This is a genomic window from Enterovirga rhinocerotis (genome assembly GCF_004363955.1).
In the GTDB taxonomy this organism is placed as follows: Bacteria; Pseudomonadota; Alphaproteobacteria; order Rhizobiales; family Beijerinckiaceae; genus Enterovirga; species Enterovirga rhinocerotis.
In genome coordinates, this window is record NZ_SNZR01000011.1 from 1041590 (window position 1) to 1062732 (window position 21143).

Here is a 21143-nt window from a genome sequence, read left to right on the forward strand (position 1 = left end):
GGATGGCCCATCAGCCTGCCGGGCCGGGGCCATTCGGCGGCGCCGCGTCCCTAGAGGTCATTCGCGCCGACCGCGCCGTATCCGGCATCGTCCGGGATGGTCACGCGGCGCCGGCCGTCGATCGTGACGACCTCGGGCAGGACGGTGCGGATAGGACGCGACGCGGCGCCGGCGAAGGCTTCGGCGGCCGAGTTCGAACGCGCCAGCAGCTCGAGATTGAGCCGCGTCGGGAAAATGATGGTGCGCTCGCCGGCCGCTCCGAGCCGCAGGGCCTCCGCCGGTGCGATCCATTCGGCATCGACCGTCTCGCAGCCGTCGCAGGCCGCGACCTGATCGGGCGGGGCGGCCATCAGATAGAAATGGGTGTCGAAGCGCTTCGGCAGCGGCGTCGGCGTGATCCAGTGGGCGAACCGCGTCATGGCCGACAGGTCGAGGTCGAGCCCGAGTTCGGTCATGAAGGTGATGAAGGGCAGCTTGCCCGTCGCGACCGCCTCGCGGGCCGCCGCCGCCCGGTTTCCGAGGGCGGGGATCGCGTCGCGCTCGTCCCGCGCGAGGAGGATGCCCGATTCTTCGAAGGCCTCGCGGGCCGCGCAGATGCGCAGCGCCCGCTCCTCGTCGGAGAGCCCGTCGAGGCCGTGGACCCGTCCCGTCCAGGCCGGGTCGCGGTCGCTCGGATCGAGCTTGCCGCCCGGAAAGACGAGCGCGCCGGAGGCGAAGTCGATGCGATGGTGACGGCGCACCATCAGCACCTCGAGATCGGGCGTCTCGCGGACCAGCATGACGGTCGCGGCGGGGAGGGCGGGGGCGGCATCCTGCATGCATCTGTCCTGGCAAAGGGCGAGGCGGTTGTCGACTGGTCCGTTCGGCCTCCCGCCGGGAGCGCAGCGCAGGGGCGACTTTTGACGCTTGCACTCGCCCGGCCTCTCGCGTTCACCTGCCGGCGCCCCTTCGGGGCTCAGCAGGATCACGCCGGAACGACATGCCCCAGAAGCCCTCCTCCCATCTCGGCCGCTATGGCGAGCGCACGCGGCTGGTCCATGCGGGCCGGGATCCCTTCCAGCAGCACGGCTTCGTGAACACCCCGATCTATCGCGGCTCGACGGTGCTCTATCCGACGACGGACGACTTCCTGCACCGGCGCGCCCCGTTCACCTACGGCACCCACGGCACGCCGACGATCCGCTCGCTCGAGACGGCCTGGAGCGACCTCGCGGGCGCGGCGACGACCGTCCTCACCCCCTCCGGCCTCGCGGCCATCACCATCGCCCTGATGAGCGCGGTGAAGGCCGGCGACCACATCCTCGTAACCGATTCCGTCTACAGGCCCACCCGCACCTTCTGCGAGGGCATGCTGACGCGCTTCGGGATCGAAACCACCTATTACGATCCCGCCGTCGGAGCGGGCATAGCCGCCCTGATGCGCCCGAACACGACCGTCGTCTTCACGGAGGCGCCGGGGTCCCAGACCTTCGAGATGCAGGACATCCCCGCCATCGCCAAGATCGCCCATGCGGCCGGCGCCTGCGTGATGATGGACAACACCTGGGCGACGCCGCTCTTCTTCCCGCCGCACGAGCGGGGCGTCGACATCTGCATCGAGGCCGGCACGAAATACCTCTCGGGCGGCTCGGACCTCCTCCTCGGCCTCACCTCGGCCAACGAGGCCTGGGCGAAGAGGCTGCGCACGACGTTCGACGCCTTCGCCATGTGCGCGGGGCCGGAAGACGTCTTCCTCGGCCTCAGGGGCCTGCGCACCATGGCGCTGCGGCTGCGCGAGCACGAGAAGCAGGCCTTCGACATGGCCCGCTGGCTCGCGGAGCGGCCGGAGGTCGCGCGCGTCCTCCATCCCGGCCTCGAGAGCGACCCCGGCCATGCGATCTGGAAGCGGGATTTCACCGGCGCCTCGGGCCTCTTCACGGTGATCCTGAAGGAGGCCTCGCCGGCCGCGCTCGCCGCCATGCTCGACGGGCTCGAACTCTTCGGGATGGGTGCCTCCTGGGGCGGGTTCGAGAGCCTCGTCCTGCCCTTCGATCCGGCGACCTACCGCACCGCGACGCGCTGGCAGGCCGAAGGCCCGGCGCTCCGCTTCCATATCGGACTCGAGGACCTCGACGACCTGAAGCGCGACCTCGACGCGGGCTTCGCCCGGCTGCGGGCGGGGTAGGAGAGCGACCTCCGCTTCTCCCCCTGCGGAGGAAGTCCGGTCACGCGTCGGCGTAACCGGATCAGGGGTCGGGAGACACGGCGTCTCTGGAGCGTGCGCACCCCTCGCCCTGTCGACGCCGGAGCGCCTGTCACCACAGCCCGAGCTGCTTCAGCGCCTTCAGCGCGATCTCCTTGCGCGCCCTGGCGTGTTCGGGCTTCGTGATGTCGAGGTTGAGGGCGAAGGTCGCCGTCACCGCGCCGTCCTTCCTGATCCAGCCGACGAACCAGCCGAGCTCCGGCGTCGTCGTGAAGACGTAGCCGGTCTTGGCGTAGAGCCGGCCTTTCTCGCTCTCCTCCTGGAGGAGAGGTTGCGCCATCGCCTCGATATGGTCCGTCTGGAAGGGGAGGCGGCCGGCCAGCATGCGGTCGAGGAAGCCGACCTGATCGGCGGCCGTGATCTTCAGCGCTCCGGTCAGCCAGAAATCGTCGAGCGTGTCGTCCGTGACGACGGCCGGCCCGTAATTCATGCGGACGAGGAACTCGTTATAGGAGGCGACGCCGATCCGCCCGGCGATCGTCTGGTAGACGGGAATGCAGGAATTCACGAGCGCGGCCGCGAGCGTGATCGGGGCGTCGCAGGCCGGCGGCAGGATCGGCTTGCCGCGCACGAGATAGGGCTGAGCCGGCGGAGCGAAGACCTCGTCCATCCCCGAGGCGGCGCCGAGACGCAGCGCGAGCAGGGTGTTCGGGATCTTGAACGTAGATGAGGGCGAGTAGGGCGTCCGTGCCCGCGCCTCGTCGGAGACCACGGTCGTGTCGCGGCCATAGGCGTGGACGACGATCGTCCCCGTCGTGCCGGCCTCCGCGAACAGCGCCCCGAGATCCGGCTTCTCCTCCACGTGCTGGGCCCGCGCGCCGCTGACGGCGGCGACGAGCGCAAGGACGGCGATCGGGACGAGACGGCGGAGCGCGTGCGCGCGCCGCGCCTGGATGCATTGGGTCGTGTCTTCTGGCATCGGCGAGCCCTCCGTCGCGCCCCGATCCGCGACATCGGGCGCGGCAGGACTATCTGCCCGTTCCGGTCGCTCTTACGTGCTCCAGATCACGCGCGATCCGTCGACGATCAGCTTCAGTCCGATCGCGACCAGCAGCCAGTAGATGATCGTATAGAAGCGCTCGGGTGGGATCCGGCGGACGAGCCAGATTCCGGCAAAGGTCGCGAGGATCGCGAGCGGCAGGAGCCCCGCCGCGATGGCGAGATTTGCCGACGACATCTCCCCGAGCGCGATGAAGGCCGGAAGCTTCGCGAGGTTCACGGCGGCGAAGAAGAGCGCCCCCGTCCCGACGAAGACGGGCGGCGGCAGACGCTGCGGCATGGTGTAGATCTGGAAGGGCGGGCCGCCTGCATGGGCGATCATGCTGGTGAAGCCCGAGATCGCACCCCAGATCGTGCCGCCCAGCACGGTCGCCTTCGTGGCCGGACCCTTGGGCTTGTTCCCCGCGGTCAGGCGGCGGATCGCGAAGCCGAGCGAGATCAGCCCGATCACGAGCGAGACCGCGGCGTCGGAGACCATGGTGGCGAGAAGGTAGCCGGCGAGGATGCCGACGAGCGCCCCCGGCATCAGGGTGGCGAGGTTCCAGGCGTCGAATTCCCGGCGGAAGGACCAGACCGAGACGACGTCCTGCGCGATCAGGAGCGGCAGCATGATCGCGGCGGCTTGGACGGGCGGCATCACGAGCGACATCAGGGGGAGGGCGAGGAGCCCGAGCCCGCCGAAGCCGCCCTTGGCGAGGCCCATCAGGATGACCGCCGGGATCGTCGCGGCGAGGAAGGCGGCGTCGAAGGCCATGGAACGCTGCCCGCCGCCTTGCGATCAGGAGACCTTCTGGCGCTCGGCCTTGGCTTCCCTGCGCTCCTTGAGGATCAGCTGCAGGTTCCGGACGTAGATGAAGACCGAGAGCACCTGGCCGATGATGATGATCGGCTCCCGCTTCACGAGGCCGTAGATCAGCGTGAGCAGTCCGCCGGCCATCGAGAAGAACCAGAAGGCCATCGGGATGACGCTGCGCCCCTCCTTCTCGCTGGCGAGCCATTGCACGACGAAGCGCATGGCGAAGAGCACCTGCGCGACGATGCCGAAGACGAGCCAGAGATCGAACTTGGCGACGAAGACGTCGTAGAGGTAGTCGCCGATATCGCGAGACAGCTGGATCAGCACGGCGCTACTCCACGATCCTCTGGACCCGCTTGCGGCGGCGCAGGAGCCACCAGACTCCGAACAGGTCCAGGATGCCGCTCCAGAGGCGATCGAAGAAGCCGTAATGCGACGTGCCGGCCATGCGCGGCCGGTCGACCACGTCGACATGGACCACGCCGTAGCCCTCGCGTTTCGTCAGCGCGGGCAGGAAGCGGTGCAGCGAATCGAAGAAGGGCAGGGCGAGGAAGAGGTCCCGCCGGATGACCTTGTGGCCGCAGGCCGTATCGCGCGTGTCGTCGTTGAGGATCGCGCGGCGGACGCGGTTCGCGACCTTGGACTGGAGCTTCTTGAAGCGTCCATCGCCGCGCCGCAGACGCTGGCCCACGGCGAGCCCGATCCCCGGGCCGCCCTTCTCCAGAGCCTCGACCAGCGGGATGACATAGGCCGGATCGTTCTGCCCGTCGCCGTCGAGGGTCGAGACGATCGGGGCGCGGGCGATACGGATGCCGGTGAGCAGCGCCGCGCTCTTGCCGCAGCTCTCGGCGTGGCGGACGATGCGCAGCCAGGGGCGCGCCTCGCGCGCCAGCACCGCCAGCGTGTCGTCGGTCGAGCCGTCGACGACATAGACCACCTCGAAGGGGGCGAGGGGAGCGAGGACGCGGTCGAGTTCCGCGAACTGCTCGGCGATCGAGCCCGACTCGTTCTTGGCCGGGATGACGACCGAGAGGCGAGGCGGTTCGGAGGTCGGCTCGGCCATGTTCAGCGCGGGACCCTGTAGAGGCCGAGCTCCTGCCGCCGGCCGCCGTTGATGTTGAAGCCGCGGATGCGGCCGAGCGCCTCGAGATGCGTCACCTGACGCTTCTGCAGCGCGTCGCGGAAGTCGGAGATGAAGCGCTCCTCGACGATCGTCACGCGGCATCCCGGCCCCGTGGCGAAGGCTGCGGCCTGGTCCGCGCTCTCCACCATCTCGAGCGAGGTGCCGACGAGGAAGACGAGGCTCGGTTCGCGGTAGCCGAGTGTCGCGACCGCCGGATCGGCGCAGGGAGCGGTGCGCGCGAGCGCCGCGGCGCGGCCGGACAGCCGCAGCGAATCCAGCACGGGCTGGGCGAGCCCGAAGACGCCGACCGACATCAGCACGGAGGCCGCGATGCTCGCCAGCAGCGAGCGCGTGACCTCGGCGCGGACGAAGAGGTACCAGGCCCAGAGCGAGACGAGGCAGCCCGCCACCATCAGCGGCAGGCCGAATTCCGGCAGCCGCCCGTCGAGCCACCAAGGGCCGAGCGTCACGACGGTCGTGAGGCCGATGGCGACGAGGGGCAGGGCCCCGAAGCCGAGCTTCGCGCCCCAGCGCCACGGCCCCGAGAAGCCGCGCGAGACCGCGATGACCGTCGCAATGGCGAGGGCGGGGTACAGCGGCATGACATAGTGCGGAAGCTTGGTCGGGACCGCTTCGAAGATCAGCCAGGCCGGCACCACCCAGGCGATGAGGAAACAGGCCCAATCCTCGCGCCGCTCGCGCAGGACGAGGGGGAGGGCGCCGACGGCCCAGATGGCGCCCGGCCAGAAGGTGGCGAAATAGGCGACGATGTAGAAGCCGGGAGGCGCGCCGTGCTTCTGCTGGCCCTCGACCACCTTGCCGAGCATGTCGTCGCCGACCGCGAGACGGTAGAACTCGCCGCCGCTCTTCCAGGCGATCGCGGCGAACCAGGGCACGACCGCCAGCAGCACGAAGACGAGGCCGAGCCAGGGCCGCAGCCCGCCGAGCCAGCGCAGCGAGCGCTCGCGGAGCGACAGCACGAGCGCGGCGAGGCCCGTGAACATGACGACCATCGGCCCCTTGATCAGGATGCCGATCCCGATGGCGAGCCAGAAGATCACGACCGTGGAGAGCGGCTGCCGCTCCAATCCTCGCGCCAGCCAAGCACGGGCGAGCGCGCCCATCGCCGCGACGCAGCAAGCGAGCAGCATGGCGTCGGTCTTGGCGAGCCTCGCCTCGATCATGAGGATGAGCGAGGTCGCCATCAGCGCGGCGGCGACGAAGGCCTCGCGCCGGCCGGCGAAGGCGAGTGCCGCCCAATAGGTCAGCAGCACCGCGGCGAGCGCGCCGAGCAGCGAGGGCACCCGGTAGACCGCGATCGTGGTCCGGGCTTCGGGAAGGCCGGTCGCTTCGGCGAGCTTCACGCTCGCAACCTGCATCCAATGGATGCCGATCGGTTTCTTGTACCGCGGCTCGTCCTGGAAGCGGATGTCCACGTAGTCGCCCGTCTCGACCATCTGCTTCGAGGCCTGGGCGAAGCGCGGCTCGTCGCGATCCATCGGCTGGAGCGTGACGAAGCCCGGCAGGAAGCAGACGAGCGAGAGGAGCAGCAGCGCGGCGGCCGCGCGTGCATGGCTGCCTTCGATGAAGGCGAGAAGGCGTTCGGACCAGGAGGTGGCTCGGCCCGAGAGGGTTTGGGAGGTCGCGGCGATGCCGGGCATCGGGGGCGGGGTCTCGTCGATGAGGCGAAACCGGGCGTGTCGGGCAATCGGCCCGCGAAGTCAAACGCCGGACAGCGGAGTTCGGCCTCCGAGCCATGCGGCATCGGAGCGCCTCCACGCCGCCCAGACAGGCGAAGCCCGGCCGAGTGGCCGGGCTTCTGACAACCCCGAAAGGGGGCTCAAGTCACTGGCGGGTCGCCGGAGCCGGCGCGTTGGACGCCTTCTCGCCGAAATACTCGAAGGTCGGCGCCGATTCGAGCTGGGCCTTCGTCAGCGCGACCTTTCCGTGGGCCGGATAGCCGTTATACGCCGCCTGCTCGGCAGGGCTGCGCGTGGCTGTCGCCGGAGGCGTCGTTCCGGCCGCGGTCGGCGCGCGCGTGGCCGTGCTGCCGGTCGCGGTCGGCTCCGTCCGCGCGGCGCTCTTCGTGGGCGGCGCGTCGTTCGACCAGGTCACGGCCGACCACGGCATCGCGACCGACTTCTGGCCGATGCCGAGGAAGCCGCCGACGCCCACCACGACCGCCTTGGCCATGCCCTTGTCGTCGAGGATCACCTCGCTGACGTCGCCGATCTTCTCGTTCTCGCTGCCATAGATGTCGACGCCGACGAATTTCGAGGCGCGGAACTCACCGACGCCCTGGCTCGTCACGAAGCTGCCCGAGGCCGCCATCGGCGCAGGGGGCGTCGTCGGTGCAGTCGTGGTCGGCGCAGTCGTGGCCGGTGCGGTCGCGTCCGATGTCTGCGCCATGGCTCCGCCGGCCACGAGGCTGGTCGAGAGCAGAAGGGCCGCGAAAGTAGTTCCCATCGTCGTGGATCGCATCGTCATCTCCCTGATCGTTCACGCGCCAGGCGCGCTTCGATGAGATAACGACGATCGTCCGGAGGGGTTCGACCCAACCTGGACTGTTCGGCCTGTTGCGGCGGGTATTGTCTAAAATCGGACGTTTGAAGCTTCGGTGTTCGCTCGGTTCATCGTCCGATCCAATGGCTAAGCTTGGGTTGTGCCATTTGCGACTGGGCGGCGTCTGCCGAATTGGCTCGACCTCGCCACCGCCCGATCCACCGATCGAGCCGCGTCGCTACCCTCTCACCCCCAGGATCACCCGGCGATGGCGGACGCCGTATCCGCGAGGCAAGGGGGCCCGTGCCTCGTAGTGGGTCGGCAAGCCGCCAAGATTCAGAGCGGAGACGGGGATGTAGGTGGCGGCAGGCGGCATCGGGCAGCTGAACGGAAGGCGCTCGTAGCAGGACGGCCAGCGGGGATGGGTGACGCGCCAGGGCCACACGATCCGATGACCCCCGACCACGTAGGAACCGCCACGGTGCCGAACATGGCTCCGGTGATGACGGTGCGCATGATGACGCACCTGTCGATGATGGACGTGTCGATGACCGACATGCCGACGATGGCTGGCATAGGCTTCGGCACCGGCCGCCGTGACGGCGGGTGCGGGCTCTGCGGCTCGGACCTGCCCGGTCATCGCCAGGGCGATGCCCATCGATCCGGCCAGCGCCAGAGCCAGCGTCATCACACGTCGCATCGTCACGCCCGCTTCTCCGATCGCATCGGCCGTCAAGCCGCGGCGCCGGGCGTAGTTCCAGCTTCGCCTCGATTTGGCAATCTCTCCATGCGAGTCCTAGCCAACCACTGATTCGGCCCGATCCGCGCCATGCGTCTTCTCAAGCGTCTGTCCTTCGCATTTGCCGCCCTGTCCGTGGTCGCTCCATCGGCCGCGTCGGCGCAGTCGGCTTCGCTCCGCGTCGATTACGCGATCACGCTGGCCGGCCTCGCGCTCGGCAATGCGGGGCTCGACGGAACCTTCGACGATACCCGGTACGATATGAAGCTCACCGGCAAGCTGACCGGGCTCGTCGGTGCGCTGTCCGGTAATTCCGTCGGCGGCGCCGCGGCGCGGGGTGTCGTGTCCAACGCGCGGGTTGTGTCGAACGGCTTCTCGGCCCAGGCCCGGTCGGGGTCGAACGAACGCACGGTGATGATGGGCGTCGCCTCGGGCAACGTCACCTCGATCTCGATCGTGCCGCCCTTCGAGCGGCGCCACGAGGTCGTGCCGCTGAGCGACAACGACCGGCGCAACATCGTCGACCCGCTGAGCGGCCTCGTCACCGTCGCCGCCAATCCCGGCAAGCTCGACGACGCGGCCAATTGCAACCGCACCGTTCCGGTCTTCGACGGCACGCAGCGCTTCGACATCGTGATGAGCTATGGCGGCATGCGCGTCGTGCGGAAGCCCGGTTTCACCGGCCCGGTCGTCGTCTGCAACGTCCGCTACAGGCCGGTCGCCGGCCATCGCGCCGACAGGCCATCCGTCGAGTTCATGCGGAACAACCGCGAGATGTCGGTCTGGCTGGCGCCGGTCCAGGGCACTCGCCTCCTCGTGCCGATCCGCATTTCGGTCCAGACCATGGTCGGGCTGAGCGTGGTGGAGGCACAGCGCTGGGCCGTGAACGGGCGCTGAGGTCGCTCGGAAGGCGAGAGCCTCGCTCCGACCAGGGCCGAACGCCCCGAGGTGCCAAATACCGGGGCGGGGTCTATAGGGAGCGGGTCGTCCCGTCCGCATCGCCGGAGTTCTCCGCACTCGATGCCACCGCCTCTCAATCGGATTTCGCGCGCCCGCGGCGTCACCGCGGTGCTCGGGCCGACCAATACCGGCAAGACGCATCTCGCCATCGAGCGGATGGTCGCGCATTCCTCCGGCATCATCGGCCTGCCGCTGCGGCTCCTCGCCCGCGAGGTCTATAGCCGCGTCGTCGAGAGGGTCGGCCCGGAACAGGTCGCGCTCATCACGGGCGAGGAGAAGATCAAGCCGGACAAGGCGCGCTACTGGATCGCGACCGTCGAGGCCATGCCGCGCGATCTCGACGTCGCCTTCGTCGCCATCGACGAAATCCAGCTCGCCTCCGATCTCGACCGCGGCCATGTCTTCACCGACCGGATCCTGAACCATCGCGGCCGCGAGGAGACGCTCCTCATCGGCTCCCTCACGATGAAGCCGCTGGTCGAGAAGCTGCTGCCGGGCGTGAATGTCGTCACGCGTCCGCGCCTGTCGACCCTCGCCTTCGCCGGCGACAAGAAGATCTCCCGCCTGCCGTCACGCTCGGCCATCGTCGCCTTCTCGGCCGAGGAGGTCTACGCCATCGCCGAACTCATCCGGCGCCATCGCGGCGGGGCGGCCGTCGTGCTCGGAGCCCTGTCGCCCCGGACGCGGAACGCCCAGGTCGCGCTCTTCGAGGCGGGCGAGGTCGATTATCTCGTCGCGACCGACGCGATCGGGATGGGGCTCAATCTCGACGTCCACCACGTCGCCTTCGCCGCGCGCCAGAAATTCGACGGCTTCCAGTTCCGCGACCTCAATCCCGCCGAGGTCGGCCAGATCGCGGGGCGCGCCGGGCGCCACATGCGCGACGGCACCTTCGGCTCGACCGGTCGCTGCGAGCCCTTCGACCCGGAACTCGTCGACGCGGTCGAGAATCACCGCTTCGATCCGCTGCGCATCCTGCAATGGCGCAGCCGCGACCTCGACCTGCGCAGCCTGAACGGGCTTCTCGCGACGCTCGGCGAGATTCCCGACGAGCCCGGGCTCACCCGCGCCCTCGTCGCCGACGACGAGGCCGCGCTCGTCATCCTCGCCCGCGAGGAGGAGCCGAGGCGGCTCGCCTCGAGCGCTGCGGCCGTGAGGCGGCTCTGGGAGGTCTGCGCGCTGCCCGATTACCGGCGCGTCTCGCCGGCCGGACATGCCGATCTCGTCGGCGGCATCTTCGCCTTCCTGATGAAGCAGGGACGCGTTCCGGCGGATTGGTTCGCCCGGCAATTGGCGATGGTCGACCGCACCAATGGCGACATCGACACGCTGTCCCAACGCCTCGCGCATGTGCGCACATGGTCCTTCGTCGCGAACCGGCCGGACTGGTTGCCTGATCCGGAGCATTGGCAGGGCGTGACGCGTCGGATAGAGGACAGCCTTTCCGATGCCCTGCACGAGCGTCTGGCGGCCCGGTTCGTGGATCGTCGCACGAGCGTGCTCATGCGCCGCCTGAGAGAGAAGGCCAGTATGGAAGCCGAGATCACCGCCTCAGGAGAGGTCACCGTGGAGGGCCAGCATGTGGGCCAACTCCTCGGCTTCTCCTTCGTGCCCGATCCGGCGGCGGAGGGGACCGAGGCGCGGGCCGCTTTGCGCAATGCGGCGGCTCAGGCGCTCGCGGGCGAGATCGAAGGCCGCGCCGAGCGCTTCTCCTCGGCGCCGGATACCTCGCTCGTCCTGTCGAACGACGGCACCATCCGCTGGACCGGCGATCCGGTCGGAAAGCTCGAGCCGGGCGATCACATCTACCGGCCGACCGTCCGAATCCTCGCCGACGATCAACTCACCGGCCCGGCCCGCGAGAAGGTCGACAACCGGCTGAAGGCCTGGCTGAAGGCCTATATCGTCCGGCTGCTCGGCCCCGCCCAGGAGCTCGAGACGGCCGCCGACCTCACCGGCCTCGCCCGCGGCATCGCCTTCCGCGTCTCGGAGGCGCTCGGCATCCTCGAGCGGGCCAAGGTGGCGCAGGACCTCAAGAGCCTCGACCAGGCCGGCCGCGCCGCCCTCCGCCAGAAGGGCGTCCGGTTCGGCGCCTACCACGTCTACATGCCGGCGCTCGTGAAGCCCGGGCCGCGGATCCTCGCCGCGCAGCTCTGGGCGCTGCGCCATGGCGGCCTCGATCAGCGCGGCATCGACGAGATCGCGCATCTGGCCGGTTCGGGCCGCACCTCGTTCCCGGTCGAGGCCGAGATCGCAAGGGGCCTCTACCTCGCCGCCGGATTCCGCGCCTTCCCGACCCGCGCGGTCCGCGTCGATATCCTCGAGCGCCTCGCCGACCTCATCCGGCCGGCCATCGCGTATCGGCCCGGCACGACGGCCGGCGAGCCGCCGCCCGGCGCCGCCGATGACGAGGGCTTCGTCCAGACCGGCTCGATGACCTCGCTCGTCGGCACCTCGGGCGATGGGTTCGCCGAGATCCTGAAGTCGCTCGGCTACGTGGCCGAGACGCGGCCCGGTCCCGCCATCACCGTCGCGCTCGTTCCGGCCCGGCCGAAGCCTGTTCCGGCAGCGGCGCCCGAAGCACCCTCCGACGCGCCGGCTTCCGAGGCAGCGGCTTCCGAGGCAGCGGCCGAGGTCGAGGGAACCGAACCCGTCGCGGAAGCCGAGGCTCCGCCCGAAGGTCATGTCGTCGAGATCGGCGCGACCGCCGCTGCCGACGAGCCCGATCCCGGCATCCAGGACGAGCCGGATGCGGCCGCGTCCACTGACGGTGCCACCGACGAGGCGGAGACCGCGCCGCTCGCCGATCCGACACCGGACGAGGTCGCCGAGACCGCGCCGGATCTCGCCGAGCCGGAAGCGGCCATCGCGCCCGCCGAGGCGGAGGCCACGATCGAGCCGGAGGCGTCGGCTCCCGAGCCTGCTCCGACGACCGAGGCGGTTTCGGAGGGCGAGCCCGTTCCGGAGCCGGCGGCCGAGGCCGAATCCGCTCCGGAGGAGGCCGCAGAGATCGACCCGACGGCGCCCGTCGCCGATGCGGACCTGGCGGCGGCCGAGCCGGCCGTCCCCGAAGCGCCCGCCGAACCGGAGGCGCCTGCGGAGGTACAGATCTGGCGGCTGCAGCGCTTTCGCCGCGAGCAGCATCCGCGCGGTCGCGACAATCGCCGGGGGCAGGATCAGCGTCCCCGCGGCGACAGGAGGCCGGACGGACAGGCGCCGGGCGCTCAGGCCCAGGACGGCCAGCGAGATGGCCAGCGCGACGGACAGCAGCGCCGCGATGGCGGCCGGCCGTCGGGACGGCCTCAGGCCGGTCCGGGCGGAGCCTTCGGGCGCGGCGGACGCGGCCCGGCCGGCGGGGCGGGCAACCGGCCTCCGGGAGGCGAGGGGCGTCCGGGCGGCGGCAGGCCGGATCGGCGGCCCGGTCGCGACGAGCGGCCGCGCTTCGAGAACCGGCCCGAGCGGCGCGAGCGCCAGCCCGATCCGGATTCGCCCTTCGCGAAGCTCGCGGCCCTGAAGGCCAAGCTCGAGGGCAAGCCGGACGGGCAATGACGGGCGCGCTGGATCGGACGGTGCGCGCGTGAGCGAGGGACGCCAGCGCCTCGACAAGTGGCTCTGGTTCGCTCGCTTCGCGAAGACCCGCACGCTCGCCGCGAAGCTCGTCGAGGCAGGGCATGTCCGCGTCAACGGCGTCCGCAGCCAGGTTCCGGCGAAGGCGGTCGGCCCCGGCGATGTCCTGACGATCGCGGTCGCTCATCGGACGGCGGTCGTGCGGATTCTGGACCCGGGCCTGCGCCGAGGTCCGTTCGAGGAAGCGAGACGCCTGTACGAAACGCTGGACGGGGGCGACAACGCTGCCCTTGTCACGGCGGCGCCGGATGATTAACCCACCGGGAAGAGTGCGAGGCGTATCTCGCCGACCGAATGTAGAAACCCCGCCCCCGCCAAGATCGGTCGCCCATCCGCAGCGCCGGACCGCGCCCAGGACCCAGAGATGACCTACGTCGTCACCGAGAACTGCATCAAGTGCAAGTACATGGACTGCGTGGAGGTGTGTCCGGTCGACTGCTTCTACGAGGGCGAGAATTTCCTCGTCATCCATCCGGACGAGTGCATCGATTGCGGTGTCTGCGAGCCGGAATGCCCGGCCGAGGCGATCAAGCCCGATACCGAGCCGGGCCTCGACCAGTGGCTGACGCTGAACGCCGATTTCGTGAAGAACTGGCCCAACATCACGCGCAAGCGGAACCCGCCGGAGGATTCCAAGGATTGGGATGGGAAGCCTGGGAAGCTGGAGCTTCTGTCGCCGAATCCCGGCGAAGGCGACTGACCGCCTGATTGCCGACTCCAAAGCGGGAGGGCCGGTTCATCCGCGGTCCCTCCCGTCTCTGGGTCGAAGCGGGAGACCCGCTTCCCGTCTGTCTAGCGCAAGATGGTTACGGATTTGTTACCGGGCCGTTGATGGCCGCGATCCCGCGCGGGCGAGCGCCGCCGGACTACCCTTGCTTGACCTCGCGCCTCGCTGGGTTAGATCAGGGTCAGAGGAAAAGAGCCCTGCCATGCAAGCCTTCACGACCCTGACCGGCGTCGCGGCCCCGATGCCGACCGTCAATATCGACACCGACCAGATCATCCCGAAGAACTACCTCAAGACGATCAAGCGCACGGGGCTCGGCAAGGGTCTCTTCGCCGAGAAGCGCTATAACGACGACGGGTCCGAGAACCCGGATTTCGTCCTGAACAAGCCGGCCTACCGGAAGGCCGAGGTCATCGTCGCGGGCGACAATTTCGGCTGCGGCTCCTCGCGCGAGCATGCGCCCTGGGCGCTGCTCGATTTCGGTATCCGCTGCGTGATCTCGACGAGCTTCGCGGACATCTTCTACAACAACTGCTTCAAGAACGGCGTCCTGCCGATCAAGGTCTCTCCCGAGGATCTCGAGAAGCTGATGGACGATGCCGACCGCGGCGCCAACGCGACGTTGACGATCGACCTCGAAAGCCAGACCATCAAGGGGCCGGACGGCGGCACCCTCCATTTCGAGATCGATCCCTTCCGCAAGCATTGCCTGCTGAACGGCCTCGACGATATCGGCCTGACGCTCGAGAAGAACACGGCGATCCAGGATTACGAGGCGAAGCTCGCCCAGCGCGAATGGGCGTGATCGGCGGAGCTAGCCGTTCAAGACCGGATCCCATCGCGGGAGAAGGCGTCACCGCGAAGCGTTGACGGACGAGGCACGCGGGTCGCCTGAGAACGCCCGATCGATCGAGGACAGCCATGATCGAGCAGCCCCTCCTCGTCTACACGACCTTTCCCGACGAGAAGACCGCGCTCGCCATCGGCGAGCCGCTGGTCCGGGACGGCCTCGCCGCCTGCCTCAACATCCTGCCGGGGATGCGGTCGGTCTATCGCTGGGAAGGCAGGATCGAGCAGGGCGAAGAGGTCGTCGGGATCATCAAGACCGTCGAGGCCCGGCGGGAGGCTCTCACGGCCGCCCTGAAGGACCTCCACCCCTACGACACGCCCGTCATCCTCTATCTCGCGCCGGAGGCCGATCCGGCGACGCTCGCCTGGCTGGTCGCGGCGACGCGCACGGCCGATGGCGGGGTTTCGGCTTGAGATGGGCACCTATTTCGCACAGGCCCTGACGGTATCGGGTGATCCGGAGGCCGTGTCGGATTTTGCCCGGCGCTGCCTGACGAAAGGCGAGGATGGCGCCTGGTGTGGGTTGGAGCCCGAGCGGATCATCCCCGTGCCCCGGACGCTGCCGGGCGTATCGATCTCCACCCTGTTCGGCCGTGATATCGAGGTCGGGGTCGAAGCTCTGACCGGGCGTACGCCTCTCAGGATCATCGAAGGGATCGAAATATCGGCGCCAAGCGTCCTCGATCAGCCGGAATGCCGGAAACGGCGCATCAAGACACATGAGCAGCTTCTCAATTGGCTCGAGAAGAAACACCCCGAGGTGATCGCGGCTGGGCGCGCCGCCATCGAGAGCCACGCAGCGACGGGATACTGGGACCGCGAGAGTTGGGCCTTCGACCATTGGGGAGGGGCCCATTACCTCACCGACCTCGCCGCGGAGCAGGAGCAGACTGGCAGGCTCGTGCTGAGGTTTACGACCAAGGACATGCCCATCAGCCCACTGGTGCGTCACCTGGGCTGCGCTTTCCCAGCGCTCGAATTCCGGCTCGCCGGAATCGATGGTGACTATGAATTTCCATTCGTTGTCACTGTCAAAGACAGTATGTATCGGGAACGAAAGGTCAAAGAAACCCAGAAATTCGTAAATGAGATTGGCGGGCCGCAACCGGATCCGATCATGTATGATCGCAGTTCGGAAAAAATACATCGATTGTGGGTATGGATGCCCCATCATCTTCTGGCGCGCTCCAGATTGCGTCGGCATATAAAGGATTATCCAGTATTTTCACCGCCGGTTCCCGGTTTTTCATATTCGATGTCGGCTGAGCAGGCTGCTATAAATTTTGAATACTTTCTTTCTAAACGCATTGAAAGAAAGAGGAATCTAGTTAGATTTTTTAGAAAATTTGGAATAGATCTTAATAGTACAGATCAATCTCTTGATGATATCGATCATTGGATTAGAAAATATGGACCGTATCTTCCGCCGATCGTTTTCGACAGGAGTTTCGAAGGCCGTTTTCCCGAATGGACCGGGGCCAGACTCGGTTACAACGTCATTCTCGATCTTGGAACCTTTCTCGGCGACGTGATCATCGACCGGAATGCCGGTTTCGCGTGGGAAATTTTCGATGGCGTCCGCGCATCGCGCCAAAGAGACAGCCTCGATTTCCAGAGCATCGTGATCCGATCGCAGCGAAGGTCGGATCGAGGTCGCATCGATCCAATATCGGATGTGTACAATGCTTGCATTTTTCGTCGACTAGCGGTGGAACCCCGAGAGTCAGGAGCACCGCGTCTTCCCCGCGATCTCGAGGCCACCTATCGCCGTACCGCGAGCCTCATCGTCGCGACGGCCCCCGATGTGGTCGCGCGGCCCGGTCAAAGTTTCGCGTACTTGAGGTCGGTCCGATAGGGTCCTTCGGTGCCGCCTGGGAGCAAAGCATGAGGCATCTCGCCGTCCTCCTCGTCCTCCTCGCCTCGGCCTTTGCCGCCCCGGCGCAGGAGCCGGCCTGCTCGCTCGTCGTGGATGCCGCCACGGGAGCCGTGGTCGAGCGGCAGGGCCTCGCCTGCGCGGAGCGCGTCACGCCGGCCTCGACCTTCAAGGTTCCGCTCGCCTTGATCGGCTTCGAGGAGGGTATCCTCCAGGATTCCCATGCCCCCGTCTGGACGCCGCAGCGCGGCGACGAGACGCTCCTGCCGAGCTGGAAGGGACCGGTCGATCCGACGATCTGGGAGCGCGACTCGGTCGTCTGGTACTCGCAGGAGTTGACGCGGCGGCTCGGCATGAAGCGCTTCCAGGGCGCCGTCGACCGGCTCGCCTATGGCAACCGGGACCTGTCGGGCCAGCCGGGCCGGGATGACGGCCTGACCCATGCCTGGCTCAGTTCATCGCTCGCGATCTCGCCCGAGGAGCAGATCGCCTTCCTCCGCAAACTCCTCTCCGACCCCTCCGATGCCGCGGCGAAGACGCTCGCGATCATGCCCGATTTCGGGTCGGCGCCCGGCTGGACTTTGCGCGGCAAGACCGGCAGCGGCTTCGCGCGCCGCCCCGACGGGTCCCTCGACAGGGTCCGGCAGATCGGCTGGTTCGTCGGCATTGCCGAGCGGGGCGCGAAACGGCTCGTCTTCGCCCGGCTGATCCGGGACGAGGTCAAGACGGAAGGCTATGGCGGCCCGCGCGCCCGCGATGCCATGCTGGCCCATCTGAAGGACCTGCTCGCGCGCCTCTGAGGATGCGCTCGGGGCGACGTCCTCAGGCGACTTCGTTCACCGGCAGGTCGGCCGCTTCGGCGACGAATCCGTCGAAGGCCGCCCAGAAGGTCGCGAGGATGGCGTCGGTCTCCATCAGGATCTCGTGGCGCGCCTCCGGAATGGTCAGCACGTGGCCGCGGCCCAGCGCGTGGCCGAAGGCGGTCATGGCCGGCGTCGAGCAGACCGGATCGCTGCCGCTGAGCACGAGGAGCGTCGGGATGTCGATCGCGGCGGCGTAGCCCGGGCTCATCAGCCGCTCCATGGCGGCGTAGGCCGTATCCAGCCAGCCGATCGTCGGGGAGCCGATCGCGGCCCATTCGAGGAGGCGGGACAGTTCGGCGTTGCGCGCGTAGCGGGCCTCGTCGGTCGACAGGCGGTTGCCGGGGAAGGGGCGCATCGAGATCGAGTGCAACTCGCCGTTCGGAACGATCCGCCGCCCGAGGCCGGCCCGCGCGAGCACACGGGCGAGGCGCCTCGAGAAAGCCGGAGCCCTCACGAGGCTCAGCCCCACCATGGGATTCGTGCAGGCGAGGCGCTCGGCCTGCAGCCGGCCGTCATGGGCCGCTTCGAGCGCGACGGCCGCCCCCATCGAATGGGCGAGGACGACCACCCGCTCGTCCGCGATCGTCGCGTGGACGGCCTCGTAATCGAGCAGGAAGTCGTCGAACCGCGCGACATGGCCGAGTTGCCGGTTCGGGAGGGCCCGGTCGGACCGCCCCTGGCCACGCCAATCGAAGGTGACGACGGCGAAGCCGCGCGCGAGCAGCGCGTCGATGGTCTCGAAATACTTCTCGATGAATTCGGCCCGTCCCTGAAGAAGCAGGACGGTTCCCCGCGGCTCCGCTCCCGCGAGCCGAGGCCAGGACGCGACCCGGAGTCTGACGCCGTCCCGCGTGACGAGGGGCGCACAGGCGCCTGCGGGTGGGATCGGGTTCTGGGGTCGGTCGAGCAGCTCCAACACGATCTCGCTTTCAGCTCCGAGGATGTGCCCGGATGCAATGATTTTTCGATGGCAAGGTCTTGACGGTTCGAAGACCCCTAACCACCTCCCGCACGTGCCGGCCATGACGGCGGCACAAGATCCGGCCCTCGGGCGGATCTTGGTTTGCATGTCGCTTTACGGAGGATATGCCATGCGACAGTACGATCTTGCTCCCCTCTACCGGAACACCGTCGGTTTCGACCGTCTGTTTTCGATGCTCGACAATCTTGGCGGCGTCGAGTCCGCACCATCTTATCCGCCCTACAACATCGAGCGCACCGGCGAGAACGCCTATCGCATCTCGATCGCGGTGGCCGGCTTCACCCAGGGCGACCTCGCCATCGAGTCGAAGGAGAACACGCTCTCCGTCAAGGGCGAGAAGACGCTCGACCAGGACCGGAAGGCGGACGTGCTCTACCAGGGCATCGCGGCCCGCAGCTTCGAACGCCGCTTCCAGCTGGCCGATTACGTCCAGGTCACGGGTGCGTCGCTCGAGAACGGGCTCCTGCACATCGATCTCGTGCGCGAGATTCCGGAGGCGAAGAAGCCGCGCCAGATCGCGATCGCCGGTTCGGCTCCGAAGACCATCGAGAACATCAAGGCGGCCGCCTGACCGTCTCCTGATCCCGTTGCCGGCGGCGTCAGCCGCCGGCCTTCCGCGCCCCGGCCAGCCGGGGCGTTTTTCGTTGTCCTACTCGCCGGTCGGCGGCGCCGGGGAGGGAGGCTGCGGCAGGCTGTCGAGCTGCGACAGGTCCGAGCCACCGGCCTCCCCGTTGATCTGATTGCCCGCCATCGGCGTCACCCCCTGGATCACGCGTACGGGCCGGTCCGACCTCGGCTGCGAATCGGCCGTCGAAGCGGGAGGGGTCGTCGTGGCTGGGGTCGTCGTGGCTGGGGGCGCCGAGGGCTTCGCTGCCGGCTTCGGCGCGGGCGCTGCCGGTGCGGCCGGCGCCGGATCGATCGCGTAGGGTCGCGGCGTATCGGCGGGTTTCGACGAGCGGGGCGGCTCGGCCTTGGCCTCGCGGTCCGGCGTGCGCCGCTCCGGCGGGCGCGTGGCGCGCGGCTGGCGCGGCTCGGCCGACGGGTCCAGCCGCGGATCGGCGGGCGGAGGCAGGCCGGGACCGCCCGACGAGGCCGGACGGTCGACCTCCACCGGATCGCGGGTCTCCGCAGGCTGCCGCGCGGCCTCCCGGCGGGGCGGCTGGCGCCGCGGCCGCTCGACGCTCGGCTCCGGACCCCACCGGTCGGGGGAGGGGCCGGCGATGACGACACGGTTCAGGATCATCCCGCGGATCGCGTCGACGGTGACCTCCTGGCGCATGCCGTCAGGGGCGGTGGCCTGCACGATGTAGAGCGATCCCGTGAAGCGGGGACGCCCGACCTGACGGTAGCCCATGGCCTGGAGGTGGTTGACGACCGTCCGGGCGGAGATCGGCCGCGGGCCGGGCCGGGGCGCCTCGTCGTAATATCCGCCATACATGGGCGGCGGCGGCCCGTAGCCGACCATGGGAGGCGGCGCGTTATAGGCGTAGGGGGCGGGCGGCGGCCCGTAGTAATACTGGGCCGACGCGGCGCCGGCCGCGAGAGCGGAGGCGGCAAGCAGCGTCGAGCGCAGAAGCGTCATGCGCATGAGAGACATGGGACACCCTGTCGGACACTCGTTGCCGCGACCATCGTTGCAGATTGGGGCGGCGGCGGGGCGAAGTAACGGTTCGTCAACACTCGTGACGCGTCAAGACGCGCCGCCGGCCGAGCGCGCGGCCGCCAGGAGGGAATCGACCTTCGCCTCGCTCGTCGCGAACGAGGTGACGAGCCGCACCAGCACTTCGCCCGGATTCACCGTCTCCTCGGGAGCGAGCGCACGGGCCGACCATGGATGATAGAGCGCGCCCGCATTCCGCAGCGCCCGGTCGAGCCCCTCGGGCATGATCGCGAAGAGGCTGTTGGTCTCGGCCGGCCAGGCTGCCCGCACGCCCGGCAGGGCGAGGAGGCCGCGCGCGAGCCGCTCGGCCATCGCATTCGCGTGGCGCGCATTGGCGAGCCAATGGTCGCCGTCGAGATAGGCTTCCAACTGAGCCGCGATGAAGCGGGCCTTCGAGAAGGTGTGCCCGGCGCGCTTGCGGCGATAGGCGATGCTGGCGGCGAGTGCCGGGTCGAACACGATGACGGCCTCGGCCGCGAGGCAGCCGTTCTTCGTCGCGCCGAAGGACAGGATGTCGATCCCGGCCTTCCACGTCATCTCCGCCGGCGTGCAGCCGAGCCGCACGAGCGCGTTCGCGAAGCGCGCCCCGTCCATGTGGAAGGCGAGTTGGCGGGAGCGGCAAACCTCGCCGAGCGCCGCGATCTCGGACACGGAATAGACGAGCCCGCTTTCCGTCGCCTGGGCGATGGAGAGCGCCTGCGGCGGCATCTGCTTGACCGCCTTCGGCAGGGCGTCATGAGCCGCCGCGACCTCCGCTGCAACGAGCTTGCAGCCCGTGCCCGGCAGGCCGATCAGCTTGGCGCCGTGGGCATAGAATTCCGGAGCTCCGCATTCGTCGTCGATGACGTGGGATTCGAAATGGCAGAGGCAGGATCCCCAGGGCGAGACCGAGGCCGCGATCGACAGGGCATTGGCGACGGTGCCCGTCGCGACCGGGAAGACCGCGACCTCGCGCTCGAACATCGCGGCGAAGCGCGACTCGACTCGCGCGGTCCAGGGATCGGCGCCATAGGCCGGAGCGGGGCCCGCATTGGCCCGCAGCACGGCATCGAGAACCGGAGCACTCGCACCCTCGATGTTGTCGCTGGCGAAATTCAGGTCCATGCTTTGGGGCCTCCCCGCCCGGCTGCTGACGCCGTGCGCCCAGCCAGATGGGCCAGGGAGCACGAGCCGGCAAGGCTGTCGTTTTTTGATGATGACG

General features: G+C 68.7%; 21 protein-coding genes. 11 read left to right on the forward strand and 10 right to left on the reverse strand.

The annotated features are described in order from the left end of the window. Positions 1–50: 50 nt before the first annotated feature. Positions 51–818 carry an NUDIX hydrolase gene (locus EV668_RS05530; protein WP_133768813.1) on the reverse strand — a complete coding sequence of 256 codons (768 nt, stop codon included), beginning with the start codon at positions 816–818 and terminating at the stop codon, positions 51–53. 161 nt (positions 819–979) lie between these two features. Between EV668_RS05530 and metC the strand changes: the two genes are divergently transcribed. Further along, positions 980–2164, forward strand: a complete 1185-nt coding sequence (metC, locus tag EV668_RS05535; protein WP_133768814.1) for a cystathionine beta-lyase — start codon at positions 980–982, stop codon at positions 2162–2164. A 130-nt stretch (positions 2165–2294) separates the two neighbouring features. Here metC and EV668_RS05540 read toward each other — a convergent pair whose 3' ends face one another. From EV668_RS05540 to EV668_RS05565, 6 genes are all read right to left on the reverse strand, one after another. After that, positions 2295–3161: a penicillin-binding transpeptidase domain-containing protein gene (locus EV668_RS05540; protein WP_133768815.1), complete on the reverse strand. Its 867-nt coding sequence runs from the start codon at positions 3159–3161 to the stop codon at positions 2295–2297. A gap of 72 nt (positions 3162–3233) precedes the next feature. After that, positions 3234–3995, reverse strand: a complete 762-nt coding sequence (locus tag EV668_RS05545; protein ID WP_133768816.1) for a sulfite exporter TauE/SafE family protein — start codon at positions 3993–3995, stop codon at positions 3234–3236. Between the two features lie 24 nt (positions 3996–4019). Further along, positions 4020–4364, reverse strand: a complete 345-nt coding sequence (locus tag EV668_RS05550; protein WP_133768817.1) for a lipid-A-disaccharide synthase N-terminal domain-containing protein — start codon at positions 4362–4364, stop codon at positions 4020–4022. A gap of 4 nt (positions 4365–4368) precedes the next feature. After that, positions 4369–5100, reverse strand: coding sequence for a glycosyltransferase family 2 protein (locus EV668_RS05555; RefSeq protein ID WP_133768818.1), 732 nt, complete (start codon positions 5098–5100; stop codon positions 4369–4371). A 2-nt stretch (positions 5101–5102) separates the two neighbouring features. Next, positions 5103–6821 carry an ArnT family glycosyltransferase gene (locus EV668_RS05560; RefSeq protein ID WP_133768819.1) on the reverse strand — a complete coding sequence of 573 codons (1719 nt, stop codon included), beginning with the start codon at positions 6819–6821 and terminating at the stop codon, positions 5103–5105. Between the two features lie 184 nt (positions 6822–7005). After that, entirely contained in the window at positions 7006–7641 is a 636-nt protein-coding gene (locus EV668_RS05565) for a PRC-barrel domain-containing protein (protein ID WP_166652349.1), read from the reverse strand. Positions 7642–8113: 472 nt separating this feature from the next. Between EV668_RS05565 and EV668_RS05570 the strand changes: the two genes are divergently transcribed. From EV668_RS05570 to blaOXA, 9 genes are all read left to right on the forward strand, one after another. Further along, the gene (locus tag EV668_RS05570; protein WP_133768821.1) at positions 8114–8473 is read left to right on the forward strand and encodes a hypothetical protein; all 360 of its coding nucleotides are present in this window, start codon (positions 8114–8116) and stop codon (positions 8471–8473) included. Positions 8474–8491: 18 nt separating this feature from the next. Further along, the gene (locus EV668_RS05575; RefSeq protein ID WP_133768822.1) at positions 8492–9298 is read left to right on the forward strand and encodes a DUF3108 domain-containing protein; all 807 of its coding nucleotides are present in this window, start codon (positions 8492–8494) and stop codon (positions 9296–9298) included. A gap of 123 nt (positions 9299–9421) precedes the next feature. Continuing rightward, positions 9422–12910: a helicase-related protein gene (locus EV668_RS05580; RefSeq protein WP_133768823.1), complete on the forward strand. Its 3489-nt coding sequence runs from the start codon at positions 9422–9424 to the stop codon at positions 12908–12910. 28 nt (positions 12911–12938) lie between these two features. Continuing rightward, on the forward strand, positions 12939–13244 hold the full coding sequence (locus EV668_RS05585) for an RNA-binding S4 domain-containing protein (protein ID WP_133768824.1): 306 nt from the start codon (positions 12939–12941) through the stop codon (positions 13242–13244). 108 nt (positions 13245–13352) lie between these two features. Further along, positions 13353–13688, forward strand: coding sequence for a ferredoxin FdxA (gene fdxA, locus EV668_RS05590; RefSeq protein WP_133768825.1), 336 nt, complete (start codon positions 13353–13355; stop codon positions 13686–13688). Between the two features lie 229 nt (positions 13689–13917). Further along, positions 13918–14520: a 3-isopropylmalate dehydratase small subunit gene (gene leuD, locus EV668_RS05595; protein ID WP_133768826.1), complete on the forward strand. Its 603-nt coding sequence runs from the start codon at positions 13918–13920 to the stop codon at positions 14518–14520. Positions 14521–14639: 119 nt separating this feature from the next. Further along, positions 14640–14978: a divalent-cation tolerance protein CutA gene (gene cutA, locus EV668_RS05600; protein ID WP_133769992.1), complete on the forward strand. Its 339-nt coding sequence runs from the start codon at positions 14640–14642 to the stop codon at positions 14976–14978. Between the two features lies 1 nt (position 14979). Further along, on the forward strand, positions 14980–16419 hold the full coding sequence (locus EV668_RS05605) for a hypothetical protein (RefSeq protein WP_133768827.1): 1440 nt from the start codon (positions 14980–14982) through the stop codon (positions 16417–16419). 29 nt (positions 16420–16448) lie between these two features. After that, the gene (gene blaOXA / locus EV668_RS05610; RefSeq protein ID WP_133768828.1) at positions 16449–17237 is read left to right on the forward strand and encodes a class D beta-lactamase; all 789 of its coding nucleotides are present in this window, start codon (positions 16449–16451) and stop codon (positions 17235–17237) included. A 22-nt stretch (positions 17238–17259) separates the two neighbouring features. On the opposite strand, the gene EV668_RS05615 is transcribed toward blaOXA, so the two are convergent. Continuing rightward, the gene (locus tag EV668_RS05615; RefSeq protein ID WP_425359583.1) at positions 17260–18219 is read right to left on the reverse strand and encodes an alpha/beta fold hydrolase; all 960 of its coding nucleotides are present in this window, start codon (positions 18217–18219) and stop codon (positions 17260–17262) included. A gap of 172 nt (positions 18220–18391) precedes the next feature. On the opposite strand from EV668_RS05615, the gene EV668_RS05620 reads away from it, so the two are divergent. Beyond that, positions 18392–18853 carry an Hsp20 family protein gene (locus tag EV668_RS05620; RefSeq protein ID WP_133768830.1) on the forward strand — a complete coding sequence of 154 codons (462 nt, stop codon included), beginning with the start codon at positions 18392–18394 and terminating at the stop codon, positions 18851–18853. A 78-nt stretch (positions 18854–18931) separates the two neighbouring features. Here the strand turns inward: EV668_RS05620 and EV668_RS24685 are convergent, their stop codons facing one another. Both EV668_RS24685 and EV668_RS05630 read right to left on the reverse strand, forming a co-directional pair. Further along, on the reverse strand, positions 18932–19879 hold the full coding sequence (locus tag EV668_RS24685) for a hypothetical protein (protein ID WP_166652351.1): 948 nt from the start codon (positions 19877–19879) through the stop codon (positions 18932–18934). A gap of 93 nt (positions 19880–19972) precedes the next feature. Next, positions 19973–21046: a threonine aldolase family protein gene (locus EV668_RS05630; protein WP_425359584.1), complete on the reverse strand. Its 1074-nt coding sequence runs from the start codon at positions 21044–21046 to the stop codon at positions 19973–19975. Positions 21047–21143: the final 97 nt, after the last annotated feature.

Excerpts from the sequence above, each read along its gene's own strand:
- metC (WP_133768814.1), top strand. The coding sequence starts at position 980 with ATGCCCCAGAAGCCCTCCTCCCATCTCGGCCGCTATGGCGAGCGCACG.
- EV668_RS24685 (WP_166652351.1), bottom strand. The coding sequence starts at position 19,879 with ATGTCTCTCATGCGCATGACGCTTCTGCGCTCGACGCTGCTTGCCGCC.
- fdxA (WP_133768825.1), top strand. The coding sequence starts at position 13,353 with ATGACCTACGTCGTCACCGAGAACTGCATCAAGTGCAAGTACATGGAC.
- EV668_RS05620 (WP_133768830.1), top strand. The coding sequence starts at position 18,392 with ATGCGACAGTACGATCTTGCTCCCCTCTACCGGAACACCGTCGGTTTC.
- EV668_RS05540 (WP_133768815.1), bottom strand. The coding sequence starts at position 3,161 with ATGCCAGAAGACACGACCCAATGCATCCAGGCGCGGCGCGCGCACGCG.
- EV668_RS05555 (WP_133768818.1), bottom strand. The coding sequence starts at position 5,100 with ATGGCCGAGCCGACCTCCGAACCGCCTCGCCTCTCGGTCGTCATCCCG.
- EV668_RS05580 (WP_133768823.1), top strand. The coding sequence starts at position 9,422 with ATGCCACCGCCTCTCAATCGGATTTCGCGCGCCCGCGGCGTCACCGCG.
- EV668_RS05630 (WP_425359584.1), bottom strand. The coding sequence starts at position 21,046 with ATGGACCTGAATTTCGCCAGCGACAACATCGAGGGTGCGAGTGCTCCG.
- EV668_RS05560 (WP_133768819.1), bottom strand. The coding sequence starts at position 6,821 with ATGCCCGGCATCGCCGCGACCTCCCAAACCCTCTCGGGCCGAGCCACC.
- EV668_RS05570 (WP_133768821.1), top strand. The coding sequence starts at position 8,114 with ATGACCCCCGACCACGTAGGAACCGCCACGGTGCCGAACATGGCTCCG.
- EV668_RS05575 (WP_133768822.1), top strand. The coding sequence starts at position 8,492 with ATGCGTCTTCTCAAGCGTCTGTCCTTCGCATTTGCCGCCCTGTCCGTG.
- EV668_RS05530 (WP_133768813.1), bottom strand. The coding sequence starts at position 818 with ATGCAGGATGCCGCCCCCGCCCTCCCCGCCGCGACCGTCATGCTGGTC.
- EV668_RS05605 (WP_133768827.1), top strand. The coding sequence starts at position 14,980 with ATGGGCACCTATTTCGCACAGGCCCTGACGGTATCGGGTGATCCGGAG.
- blaOXA (WP_133768828.1), top strand. The coding sequence starts at position 16,449 with ATGAGGCATCTCGCCGTCCTCCTCGTCCTCCTCGCCTCGGCCTTTGCC.
- EV668_RS05565 (WP_166652349.1), bottom strand. The coding sequence starts at position 7,641 with ATGCGATCCACGACGATGGGAACTACTTTCGCGGCCCTTCTGCTCTCG.
- leuD (WP_133768826.1), top strand. The coding sequence starts at position 13,918 with ATGCAAGCCTTCACGACCCTGACCGGCGTCGCGGCCCCGATGCCGACC.
- EV668_RS05545 (WP_133768816.1), bottom strand. The coding sequence starts at position 3,995 with ATGGCCTTCGACGCCGCCTTCCTCGCCGCGACGATCCCGGCGGTCATC.